10 protein-coding genes are annotated in these 12765 nt (G+C 41.2%); 7 read left to right on the top strand and 3 right to left on the bottom strand.

Annotated features, from left to right (window positions below):
* Window positions 1-39 precede the first annotated feature (39 nt).
* A complete protein-coding gene (locus L5B76_RS08010) occupies window positions 40-540 on the top strand; it encodes an LPS-assembly lipoprotein LptE (protein WP_265754968.1) in 501 nt (166 codons plus the stop codon).
* Window positions 540-1577 (top strand): DNA polymerase III subunit delta, encoded by a 1038-nt coding sequence (gene holA / locus L5B76_RS08015; RefSeq protein ID WP_265754969.1) that lies wholly within the window; start codon window positions 540-542, stop codon window positions 1575-1577. The genes L5B76_RS08010 and holA overlap by 1 nt, the downstream gene beginning before the upstream one ends.
* A gap of 102 nt (window positions 1578-1679) precedes the next feature.
* Here holA and dsbB read toward each other — a convergent pair whose 3' ends face one another.
* Both dsbB and nhaB read right to left on the bottom strand, forming a co-directional pair.
* Window positions 1680-2213, bottom strand: a complete 534-nt coding sequence (gene dsbB / locus L5B76_RS08020; protein WP_103855492.1) for a disulfide bond formation protein DsbB — start codon at window positions 2211-2213, stop codon at window positions 1680-1682.
* A gap of 12 nt (window positions 2214-2225) precedes the next feature.
* On the bottom strand, window positions 2226-3767 hold the full coding sequence (gene nhaB, locus L5B76_RS08025) for a Na(+)/H(+) antiporter NhaB (protein ID WP_115249228.1): 1542 nt from the start codon (window positions 3765-3767) through the stop codon (window positions 2226-2228).
* Window positions 3768-3899: 132 nt separating this feature from the next.
* Here nhaB and fadR point away from each other — a divergent pair, with 132 nt between their 5' ends.
* The 5 genes from fadR to L5B76_RS08050 all read left to right on the top strand — a co-directional run bounded on the left by fadR (window position 3900) and on the right by L5B76_RS08050 (window position 11558).
* The gene (gene fadR / locus L5B76_RS08030; protein WP_103855494.1) at window positions 3900-4625 is read left to right on the top strand and encodes a fatty acid metabolism transcriptional regulator FadR; all 726 of its coding nucleotides are present in this window, start codon (window positions 3900-3902) and stop codon (window positions 4623-4625) included.
* 73 nt (window positions 4626-4698) lie between these two features.
* Window positions 4699-6246: a type I restriction-modification system subunit M gene (locus L5B76_RS08035; RefSeq protein ID WP_265754970.1), complete on the top strand. Its 1548-nt coding sequence runs from the start codon at window positions 4699-4701 to the stop codon at window positions 6244-6246.
* 5 nt (window positions 6247-6251) lie between these two features.
* Window positions 6252-7226: a virulence RhuM family protein gene (locus L5B76_RS08040; RefSeq protein ID WP_442780792.1), complete on the top strand. Its 975-nt coding sequence runs from the start codon at window positions 6252-6254 to the stop codon at window positions 7224-7226.
* A complete protein-coding gene (locus L5B76_RS08045) occupies window positions 7223-8404 on the top strand; it encodes a restriction endonuclease subunit S (RefSeq protein WP_265754972.1) in 1182 nt (393 codons plus the stop codon). The genes L5B76_RS08040 and L5B76_RS08045 overlap by 4 nt, the downstream gene beginning before the upstream one ends.
* 97 nt (window positions 8405-8501) lie before the next feature.
* Window positions 8502-11558, top strand: a complete 3057-nt coding sequence (locus tag L5B76_RS08050; protein ID WP_265754973.1) for a type I restriction endonuclease subunit R — start codon at window positions 8502-8504, stop codon at window positions 11556-11558.
* A 56-nt stretch (window positions 11559-11614) separates the two neighbouring features.
* On the opposite strand, the gene dnaJ is transcribed toward L5B76_RS08050, so the two are convergent.
* Complete coding sequence (dnaJ, locus tag L5B76_RS08055; RefSeq protein ID WP_265754974.1) at window positions 11615-12757, bottom strand: molecular chaperone DnaJ; 1143 nt, start codon at window positions 12755-12757, stop codon at window positions 11615-11617.
* Window positions 12758-12765: the final 8 nt, after the last annotated feature.

Consider the following 12765-nt stretch of genomic DNA (forward strand, 5'->3'; position numbering starts at 1 on the left):
CCACTCATTGAGTGGAGCGAATTATTAAGAGAAAACACTATGTTGAATTTACTTAAAAAATTATGCCTTGTCGGTGCGTTGGCTGCACTTACGGCTTGTGGTTTCCACTTTGAAAATGGTGAATTAATTCCACAAGAGATGAAAACATTGCGTTTGGAAAGTAGTGATCCTTATGATGCGATGACGATTGCTATGCGCAAGCAGTTGCGAGCCAATAACATTCAGCTTGTTGAGCAAGGTGATGTGGTGGTGTTGCGCTTAAATAATGCTCGTGAGAATAGCGAAGTGGCGTCTATTTTCAAACAGGGGCGTGAGGCGGAAAAAGTGTTAGTGTTGCAAGTGGAAGCCAGCGTTCAGCTTAAAAATAAGCAACGTTATCCAATTAACACCCAAGTTACACGCACTTTCTTTGATAACTCGCGCGCTGCCTTAGCGAAATCTGCCGAGAAAGACGTGATTTGGAACGATATGCGTGAACAAGCTGCGCGTCAACTGATCACCAAAATGGTGGCGTTAAAACAACAGGTGAAAAGCCAATAATGCAACGTCTGTTTGCTGATCAGCTGAGTGCCTCGCTAGAGAAAAAATTGGCATCAATTTATTGTCTGGTGGGGCAAGATCCCTTGCTTTTACAAGAAAGCAAGGATCTCATCTGTGCTGTAGCAAAGCAGCAAGGCTTTGATGAAAAAAATGAAATCACTCTGGATAACAGCACCGATTGGATCGCATTAAACGAACAAGTGCAATCAATGGGCTTATTTTTTAGCTGTCAAATTTTATTGCTAAATTTTCCTGAAAATCTCACCGCACCTTTACAAAAGCGTTTAGCCGAATTAGTTGGCTTATTAAGTCAAGACGTGTTGCTTATTCTACAAACGGCAAAGCTCACCAAACCAATGGAAAAGCAAGATTGGTTTGTGCAAGCTAATCAGTTTGATGCGCAATTTTCTATCGTCAATTGTCAGACACCAAATATTGAACAGCTCCCCCGTTGGATTGTAGGGCGCAGCAAAGCCTTAGAGATTTTTGTTGAGCCAGAAGCAATCCAGCTTTTGTGTTACAGCTACGAAAATAATCTTCTTGCCTTAAAACAAACCTTACAACTGCTCGCCTTGCTTTATCCGAAAGAAAAAATCACCTTATCTAAAGTGCAAAATGTGGTGGAACAATCTTCCGTTTTCACCGTGTTTCAATGGATTGATGCCTTGTTGGAGGGGAAAAGCCAGCGTGCAAGACGCATTTTAGACGGTTTACGTGGCGAAGACATTCAGCCCGTGATTTTATTGCGCACCTTACAACGCGAGCTAATTACGATCCTAACGCTTACTCAACCACAACAAGGAATGAACAATATTGATCAACCGCTTTCTACCGCAAAATTGCGCGAACAGTTTGATCAACTCAAAATTTGGCAATCACGCCGCCCGCTTTTTCTGCAAGCGATCCAACGCTTAACTTATCGCAAATTGTATAAAATCATTCAACAGCTCGCTGAATTAGAACGTTTGGTAAAACTTGAATTTAGTGATGATGTGTGGGAAAAGCTAGCAGATATTTCTATTCAATTAGCCCATTAAATGAATTCTTCTGCATAGCAAATAAAAAATATAGCAAATAAAAAAGTGCGGTGAAAAAATCAGAAATTTTCACCGCACTTTTTATCTTTCAATCACAATAAACTATCTAAAAATATTACGATTTTGCTCTACCCGTTTAAATTGGCTAATTAATAAAACCGCCAATAATAAACTATAAAAGGCGAAAATCACCACAATCCATTGTGCCATTGAAAAGCCTAAGAAAGACCAACTAATCTCCGCGCAAGATCCCGTTGGATTAAATACATAAGGCAACCAGCGGTCTAACGGCAAGGTTTGTGGAAATTCAGCCATATAAGAACATTGATTCCAAGGTGCAGGATTGAGCTGATAATCAACGTGTTTAATGGCCAGCAATAAGCCTTTCACCGCGCTGCCCAAGCCCACCAATAATGCCAATAAACGCAAAATTAATGCGCGCGGATAAAGCAAGCCAATTAATGCTGAAAATGTAATGCCAAACAAGGCGACTCGTTCGTAAATACACATTACGCAAGGGGCCAACCCCATTCCGTGTTGAAAATAAAGTGCGGTGCTTTCTAACGCAATTGTTGAGATCAATAAAAGCAACCAACCACCACGATTGAGCGATAACTGTTTGAAATATTTCAGCATTGGGAATCCTTCTTATACTGGCGTAATTAATCCAATTTGTGCTAAAAGTTGTGTCATTGCTGGTAATAAAAATTCTACCGCAAATAACCCCACTAAAGATAACACAATTGTATAAGGTAGCGCCATATAAACCATTCTTCCGTAAGACAAACGAATCAACGGCGCAAGTGAAGAAGTCAGCAAGAATAAAAATGCCGCTTGCCCATTTGGCGTTGCCACCGATGGCAAGTTTGTCCCTGTGTTGATGGCAACAGCAATTAATTCAAATTGATGTGGCGAAATAATCTGTTGTTCCAATGCGGCTTTTGCTTCGTTAATATAAACCGTTGCCACAAATACGTTATCAGAAATCGCGGATAACACCCCATTGAAAACATAGAACAGCATTAATTGCACATCTTCGGAAGCAGAAAGCACAAGATCAATGATAGGCGCAAACAGGTGCTGATCCACAATCACCGCGACCACTGAGAAGAACACCACCAACAATGCAGTGAATGGCAAGGATTCTTCAAAGGCTTTACCGAGCGCGTGTTCGCTGGTAATACCGCAAGCTGATGTACATAAAATAATGACACTTAGCCCAATTAGCCCGACTGCGGCCAAATGGAACGCCAAGCCAACCACTAACCATACGCCCACCAAGGCTTGGACTACCAATTTTACGCGTTCTTGATTGTTCATTTTAAGCTGGCGATTACGGTCAAATTTAGCCAGTACGCCCCACACTTTACGCGGAAGTTTCGCACCATAACCAAATAAGCGGAATTTTTCCACCACAAGGCAAGTTAATGCGCCACAAATTAAAATTGGCACGGTAACTGGTGTCATACGGAAAAAGAATTCACCAAAGCCCCATTTTGCTTGTTCAGCAATGATCAGATTTTGCGGCTCGCCGACCATTGTCATCACGCCGCCTAATGCCGTTCCCACGGCTGCGTGCATCATTAAGCTACGCAAAAAGGCACGAAATTCTTCCAAGGTTTCACGGCTATTGCCAATGTGTTTGTCATCATTAATATCATCAGAATCATCAAATTGTTTGCCCGATGCCACTTTATGATATACACCGTAAAACCCCATTCCCACGCTAATAATCACCGCCACCACGGTTAAGGCATCTAAAAATGCGGAAAGAAATGCCGCACTTAAGCTAAATGAAAGGGATAACACCAATTTGGAACGAATGTTGAGTAACAGCTTGGTAAAAATGAAAAGGAGCAGCTGTTTCATAAAATAAATGCCAGCCACCATAAACATTAACAGCAAAATTACTTCAAAATTTGCCATAATTTCTTCTTTAACGTGTTCGGGGTGAGTCATTCCAATCATCACCGCTTCAATGGCTAGCAGCCCGCCGGGTTGTAATGGATAACATTTCAACGCCATTGCAAGCGTTAAAATAAACTCCGCAACCAGCACCCAGCCTGCAATAAATGGGCTAACACAAAAAAACAAAATCGGATTTAAAACTAAAAATCCGACTATTGCCAGTTTGTACCAATCAGGACTTGAACCAAGAAAATTTTTCAGAAATGCTTGAGAATAGTTCATATTACGACCTTTACTTTAAAACGAAAAAATATAACTGTGCTAATTGTAATATATCCACCTTTCAAGGATAATAACAAATCTCTATTTTGTTATCTATATCACAAATTTTTCAACAAATAATTGCGCAAAAGTATGAATAATCATCAGTCGCTTCTTAAAGCCCAAAGCCCAGCGGGATTAGCTGAGGAATATATTGTAAAAAGCATTTGGAATAACCATTTTCCACCGGGTTCTGATCTACCAGCAGAACGGGAATTAGCAGAAAAAATCGGGGTAACCAGAACGACATTGCGAGAAGTGTTGCAACGCCTTGCCCGTGATGGCTGGTTAAGCATTCAACACGGCAAGCCAACCCGCGTGAATAATGTATGGGAAACCGCCGGGCCGAACATTATCAGCACGCTGATTCAGCTTGATAAATCCACCATTCCTGTGATCATCACCAATGTGGTATCTTTGCGCACTCGAATGGGCGAACATTATATCCCAGAAGCCATTCAAACCGATCCTGCCGCTTCATTAAAATTATTTGAAAACCTACCGCACTTGGCCGACACCCCACAAGCCTACGCAGAATTTGACTATAATTTATACCGCTCTTTTACCTTTGTGGCGAACAAACCCGTCTATGGCTTAATTCTAAATAGCTTTAAAGATCTCTATCACCAAGTGGCATCGTTATTCTTTTCTGAAGCCAAATCACGCCAATTCACTATGCAATTTTACCAAGCCCTACGCCAAAGCTGCGAACAAGGTAATGTTGAACTTGCCATTCAATGCCTAGCGGAAAACCGCGAACGCAGCAGCAGCATTTGGAAAGCGATGTTGCATCATTTACCAGCGGATTTTGGGGAGTAACAGATTCATCAATACACAATTAGTAAGTACAATATAAGTAGAATAAATATCATCAAATCTTGGGAGAATACAAATGACAAGTACTCAGCAACGCGCTGAATTGCAGCGCAGAATCTGGCAAATTGCTAACGACGTACGCGGCGCCGTAGACGGCTGGGATTTTAAACAATTCGTTTTAGGCACACTTTTTTACCGCTTTATCAGCGAAAATTTTTGTCATTACATTGAAGGTGGCGATCCTGATGTAAATTACGCCAGCTTTCCTGATGATGCCATCACGCCAGAGATTAAAGATGATGCGATTAAAACCAAAGGCTATTTCATCTATCCCTCACAGCTTTTTGCCAATATTGCCAAAAATGCTCACATCAACCCTGAGCTAAATATGGATTTGAAAAAAATCTTTGACGCTATTGAAAGCTCTGCTAACGGGTACGATTCCGAGCATGATATTAAAGGGCTTTTTGCTGATTTTGATGTTACAAGCTCCCGACTGGGCAACACGGTAGAGGATAAAAATAAACGTCTTGCTGCCGTGATTAAAGGCGTGGCAGATTTGGATTTTGGCGATTTTGAGGATAATCATATTGACCTTTTTGGCGATGCCTATGAATTTTTGATTTCCAATTATGCCGCTAATGCGGGTAGATCGGGTGGAGAATATTTCACTCCCCAAAGTGTGTCTAAACTTATTGCACAACTCGCGCTACACGGACAAAAAATAGTGAATAAAATTTACGATCCAGCCTGCGGATCAGGTTCACTACTATTGCAAGCCAAAAAACAATTTGATTCTCATCTAATTGAAGAAGGATTTTTTGGTCAAGAACGTAATCAGACTACTTATAACCTTGCTCGAATGAATATGTTCCTGCATAACATTAATTATGATAAATTTGATATTGAATTAGGAGACACACTATTAACGCCTAAATTTAGTGATGAAGACAGGTTTGATGCTATTGTTTCTAACCCACCTTATTCATTAAAATGGGTTGGAAGTGATGATCCAACTTTAATTAATGATGAACGATTTGCACCTGCAGGCGTATTAGCACCAAAAGCTAAATCCGACTTTGCTTTTGTTTTACATTCACTAAGCTATCTTTCTGCCAGAGGGCGTGCGGCAATAGTAAGCTTCCCTGGAATTTTTTACCGTGGCGGTGCTGAGCAAAAAATCCGCCAATATTTGGTAGACAATAACTTTGTGGAAAGCATTATCGCCCTGCCGCCAAACCTGTTCTTTGGCACAACCATCGCGGTGAATATTTTGGTACTTTCCAAACACAAACCTGATACAAAAACCCAGTTCATCAATGCAAATGGCGAGGAATTTTTCAAAAAAGAAACCAATAACAATGTGCTGACCGATGATCATATCGCCCACATCATCGAACTTTTTGACAAAAAAGAAGATGAGCCACATCTCTGCGCCATGGTGGACAACAGCACCATCGCGCAAAATGATTACAATCTTTCCGTGAGCACCTATGTAGAGACAAAAGACACGCGCGAAGTGATTGACATCAACCAGCTCAATGCCGAAATTGAGGAAACCGTTACCAAAATCAGCCAGCTGCGTGGGGAGATTGCCCAAATCATCAAAGAGATAGAAGCATGAGCGAGATGATTTTATACACCGCTGCAGATGGCGGCATACAAATCAAGGTAACCCTAGAAGATGAAACCGTATGGCTGAGCCTAGACCAAATGGCACAGCTTTTTGGCAGAGACAAATCCACCGTTTCTCGCCATATCAAAAATATTTTTGAAGAAGGAGAGCTGCAAAGAGATTCAGTTGTTGCAAATTTTGCAACAACTGCCAGCGATGGGAAAACCTACCAAGTAGAACACTACAACCTTGATGTCATCATCTCCGTAGGCTATCGGGTGAAATCCTTGCAAGGAACTCGCTTCCGCCAATGGGCTACCACGCGGCTTAAAGAATACCTGATCAAAGGCTTCACTATGGACGATGAACGCCTGAAAAACCTCGGCGGCGGCAGCTATTGGAAAGAACTTTTAACACGCATCAAGGACATTCGTTCCAGCGAAAAAGTGATGTACCGCCAAGTGCTGGATCTCTATGCCACCGCCACCGATTACGACCCACAAAGCGACATCAGCAAGCAGTTTTTCCAAACCGTACAAAACAAACTGCACTATGCCGCCCATGGCCATACCGCCAGCGAAGTCATCTACTACCGTGTAGACAGCGACAAGCCTTTTGCCGGACTAACCCACTTTAAAGGCGCACAGCCCACGCAGGCAGAAGCCATGATCGCCAAAAACTTCTTGGAAGAAAAAGAACTCAGAATCCTGAACAACCTCGTTGCCGCCTACTTTGACCTAGCCGAACTCAACGCCCTAGAAGAGCGCGAAATGCGTATGGCAGACTTCTTACGCGAACTGGATACCATTTTGGCATCAACGGGCAGAAAAGTGCTGGAAAATGCTGGCAAAATCTCTTCTGCCCGAGCGCAAGAAAAAGCCAAAGCCGAACTCCGTAAATACAAGGCAAAAACCCTCAGCCCCGTAGAAGAAGACTACCTGAAAGAAATTAAAACATTAACCCAAAAGACGAAGAAGAAACAGCTATGAACTACTTAGAAAAACTACTACAAGGCGCACCCGTAGAATGGAAAACACTGGGGGAAGTTTTAGATTATGAGCAACCTACACCCTTTTTAGTAAAATCCAAAGAGTATTCAGATGAGCATGAAACGCCTGTTCTCACTGCTGGACAAAGTTTTATTTTGGGCTACACCAACGAAACAGATGGGATTTATCAAGCCTCAAAGGAAAATCCTGTAATTATTTTTGATGATTTTACAACTTCCTTTCATTGGGTAGATTTTCCTTTTAAAGTCAAATCTTCCGCCATGAAAATGCTGTCACCAAAGGGAGATACTATACATTTCAAGTATGTTTTCTATGCTATGAAATGTATTCACTATAAACCAGAAGATCATGCACGACAGTGGATTTCTAAATATTCAAAAATAAAAATCCCCATTCCCCCGCTGTCTGTACAAAGAGAAATCGCCCGAATTTTAGACGCATTTACAGCGATTACCAGCGAGCTTACCAGCGAGCTTACCCTACGCCAGAAACAATATCAACACTATCGCGACAAATTGCTCACCTTTGGCGATGAAGTAGAGTGGAGAACGTTGGGGGAGATCTGTGAAAAAATTTATTCAGGAGGAACGCCAAAAACAAATATTCCTGAATATTGGGAGAACGGTTCAATCCCTTGGATGAGTTCTGGAGAAGTTAATTTAGAAACTATTTATCAAACAGAAAAATTTATTACACAGTTAGGACTTGATAACTCTAGCGCCAAATTTGTTCCCAAAAATTCCATAGTGATTGCATTAGCTGGGCAAGGCAAAACTCGCGGGAAAGTAGCACGAACAAGAATAGATTTAACAACCAATCAATCTTTGGCTTCACTTACTTTTAATGAAGAAAAAATAAACCATGATTTTGTCTATCATTTTTTACTTACTCAATATGAAAATTTAAGACAAATTTCATCGGGAAGTGGTACACGAGGGGGATTAAATCTTCAGATGATTTCTAACTATAAAATTCCCGTTCCTTCATTGGAAGAACAAAAACGCATTGCCGCCATCTTGGATAAATTCCATACGCTCACCAGCTCCCTTTCAGACGGCCTGCCCAAAGAAATTGAACTGCGGCAGAAGCAATATGAGTATTATCGAGATTTGCTTTTGAATTTTAAGCAAGATGAAGCAAGATTTTGCATGGCTTAAGCAAGGTAACCATAATCTCTCAACGTATTGAAAAACAAAGATTTATTTTGTTTAAGCAAGTTTTGCTACGCAATAAGCAAGTTTTTAGAGGTAAAAGATGACCACACAAACCACCCCCATCGCCGAAACAGATGAATTTATCATATTGGATAAATACGAAAAAATTGAACAGCCCAGCCACTACCAAAGCGAGGCGGATTTGGAGCGGGAATTTATCGCCGACCTCGTGCAGCAAGGCTATGAATTCCGCCAAGACCTCACCACCAATGACAACCTTTTGGCAAATGTGCGCGAGCAACTACAACGGCTGAATGAGGTGCGTTTCAGTGATGAAGAATGGGCGCGTTTTGTGGCGGAGTATCTTGATCCACCTGCGGAAACCCTTATTGATAAAACCCGAAAAATTCACCACGATTATATCTATGATTTCGTGTTTGATGATGGGCGAATCCAGAATATTTATCTAGTAGACAAAAAGAACATTCAGCGCAACCGCTTGCAGGTGATTACGCAATTTGAGCAAACAGGCACGCACGCCAATCGCTATGATGTGACGGTGCTAGTCAATGGCTTGCCGCTGGTGCAAATTGAGCTGAAAAAACGCGGGGTCGCAATTCGTGAGGCGTTCAACCAAGTGCATCGTTACACAAAAGAGAGCTTTAATGCAGAAAACTCCCTGTTTAAATATTTGCAGATTTTCGTCATTTCCAACGGCACGGATACGCGCTATTTTGCCAACACTACCAAGCGCGATAAAAATAGCTTTGATTTTACGATGAATTGGGCAAAGTCCAATAATGAGCTGATTAAAGATTTAAAAGATTTCACCGCCACTTTTTTCCAAAAAAATACCCTGCTTAATGTGCTGCTGCATTATTCTGTTTTTGATGTCAGCAACACGCTGCTGATTATGCGCCCTTATCAGATTGCTGCCACCGAACGCATTCTTTGGAAAATCCGCAGCACTCATCTAAGTAACAATTGGAGCAAGCCTGAAAGCGGCGGTTTTATTTGGCACACCACAGGTTCAGGCAAAACCCTAACCAGTTTTAAAGCCGCACGCCTTGCTACGGAACTAGATTTTATTAGCAAAGTGTTCTTTGTGGTGGATAGAAAAGATTTAGACTATCAAACCATGAAGGAGTATCAGCGCTTTTCCCCTGATAGCGTCAATGGTTCCGACAGCACCGCTGGCTTAAAACGCAATATTGAAAAAGATGATAATAAAATCATCGTAACCACCATTCAAAAGCTCAACAATCTGATGAAATCAGAAGAGAATTTGGCGATTTACAGCCAGCCTGTGGTATTTATTTTTGATGAATGCCACCGCTCACAGTTTGGCGAAGCACAGAAAAATCTTAAAAAGAAATTTAAAAAATTCTGCCAGTTTGGTTTCACTGGTACGCCGATTTTCCCGCAAAATGCCTTAGGCTCAGAAACCACGCAAAGCGTCTTTGGCAGGGAATTGCATTCTTATGTCATCACTGATGCCATTCGTGATGAAAAAGTGCTGAAATTTAAAGTCGATTATAACGATGTCCGCCCTAAATTTAGAGCCGCAGAGCAAGAGCAAGATCTTAAAGAACTCTCAGCCCTTGAAAACAAGCAAGCCCTTTTGCACCCCGAGCGCTTAAACGAAATTGCCCGTTATGTCTTGAAGCACTTTAAACAAAAAACCCACCGCCTCAATGCTTCAGGCAAGGGATTTAATGCGATGTTTGCCGTAAGTAGTGTAGAAGCCGCTAAGCATTATTATGAGATTTTTAAACAATTACAAAGTGCGGTAGAAAATCCGCTAAAAATTGCTACCATTTTTTCTTTTGCGCCCAATGAAGCGCAAGATGCCATTGGCGATATTGAAGATGAAAACTTTGAACCCACGGCGATGAACAGCTCTGCTAAGGAATTTTTGCAGGCAGCCATTGGCGACTATAACGCTATGTTTCAAACCAATTACGGCGTGGATAGCAAGGAATTTCAAAATTATTACCGCGACCTTGCCAAACGGGTCAAAAATCAAGAAATTGATCTGCTGATTGTGGTGGGTATGTTTTTAACGGGCTTTGATGCACCTGCCTTAAATACCCTATTTGTGGATAAAAACCTGCGTTATCACGGGCTGATTCAAGCCTATTCGCGCACCAACCGCATTTTTAACCGCACCAAAACTTTCGGCAATATTGTGACTTTCCGAGATTTGGAGCAAGCCACCATTGATGCCATTACGCTTTTTGGCGATAAAAATACTAAAAATGTGGTGCTAGAACGTAGCTATCAGGATTATATGAATGGTTATGTAAATGATGCTGGTGAGCGAGTTCGAGGATATAAAGAAATTGTTAAAGAGTTACAAACGAGATTTCCTGATCCCACTGCTATAGAAAAAGAATCAGATAAGAAAGCCTTTGCGAAATTATTTGGTGAGTATTTGCGTATTGATAATATTTTAAGAAATTATGATGAATATAATGCAATTACAGATAGTAGTAATTCTGGAAATCAAATTAATGAGGGAAATGGTGAATATGTAACAGATCCTATTGTTTTGCCTGAGAAAATCCGTCAAGACTATCTTTCCACTTATAATGATATTCGTGATTGGCAGCGCCAACAAACCGATGGAAATGGTCAAGAAATATCCAATATAGATTGGAGTGATGTGGTTTTCGAAGTCGATCTATTAAAATCACAAGAAATTAATTTAGATTATATTTTAGAATTAATTTTTGATGAAAATAAGAAAACCAATAATAAGTCCGATCTAATTAAAGAAGTTCGCAGAATTATTCGTTCAAGCGTGGGGCACCGAGCAAAAGAAAGTTTAATTATTGACTTTATCCAGCAAACTGATCTTAATAGTATTCCTGATAGAGTTGAAATTATAGAGTCCTTTTATAAATTTGCCCAATTAGAGCAAGAAAAAGAAGCGAATGAACTCATTAAGAATGAAAAACTTAATGAAGAAGCTGCAAAACGCTATATTTCAGCCTCTTTAAAACGTGGCTATGCGAGTGAAAATGGTACAGCATTGAATGAAGCGCTACCAAAACTTAGCCCTTTAAATCCGCAATATAGAACGAAAAAACGAACTGTATTTGAAAAGCTTGCTGCTTTTGTCGAAAAATTTAAGGAGATTGGAGGAAAAATTTAAAATTCCAACCATAAAAAAACAGCTATTCCTAAGAATAGCTGTTTTTGTTTGTGGCGTTATTTGCCTAAATTATCAAAGAATTTTTTCACGCCGTCAAAGAAACTTGAAGATTTCGGGCGGTGTTTTTTCTTACCGCTTTCAAGGCTTTCTTCAAATTTTCTTAATAACTCTTTCTGTTCAGCGTTGAGTTTCACTGGGGTTTCCACAATCACTTTGCAGATGAGATCCCCAGTATAACCTGTTCTCACAGACTTAATGCCTTTACCGCGTAAACGTAAGGATTTACCTGTTTGGGTTTCAGCTGGGATTTTCACTTTTAAGCGACCATCAAGGGTTGGCACTTCAATTTCACCACCAAGTGCTGCCATTGTGAAACTAATTGGCACTTCGCAGTAAAGATTATTGCCATCACGCTCAAAAATGTGGTGCGGTTTAACGTGAATCACCACATATAAATCCCCCGCTGGCGCTCCAAACTCCCCTGCTGCACCTTCACCAGCTAAGCGTAATTGGTTGCCGGTATCCACGCCTGCTGGAATGGTAACGGAAAGATTTTTCTTCTTGTAAACGCGTCCTTCACCGTGGCATTTTTTACACGGATTTTCAATTTTTTTACCTGTGCCGTGACAAGTTGGACACACATCTTCAGTTACAAAGAAACCACGCTGATGACGTACTCGTCCCGCACCGTGACAGGTTGGACAGGTTTCCACTTTGGAATCTTTTTCAGCGCCTGTACCGTGACAATGATCACATTCTGCCAAGGTATCAAACTGAATTTCTTTTTTCGTTCCGCGAACCGCTTCTTCTAGGGTAATTTCGATGTCGTAGCGTAAATCTTCACCGCGCACAACACGCTGTTGGCGTGAGCGGCCACCACCGAAAATATCGCCGAACATATCACCAAAAATATCGCCAAAATCTGCACCGCTGAAGCCACCAAAACCGCCGCCTGCGCCACCAAATCCGCCTTGTTCAAAGGCTTGGTGTCCATATTGATCATAAGCAGCACGTTTTTCTTTATCACCTAGAATTTCATAGGCTTCTTGCACTTCTTTGAATTTCTCGGCAGCCTCTTTATCCCCTTGATTGCGGTCGGGGTGTAATTTCATTGCAAGGCGTTTGTAGGCTTTTTTAATCGCTTTTTCATCTGCACCACGTTCAACGCCAAGCACTTCATAATAATCTCGTTTTGCCATTTTTATCC

This window comes from Avibacterium sp. 21-594, from assembly GCF_026226815.1.
GTDB lineage: Bacteria > Pseudomonadota > Gammaproteobacteria > Enterobacterales > Pasteurellaceae > Avibacterium > Avibacterium avium.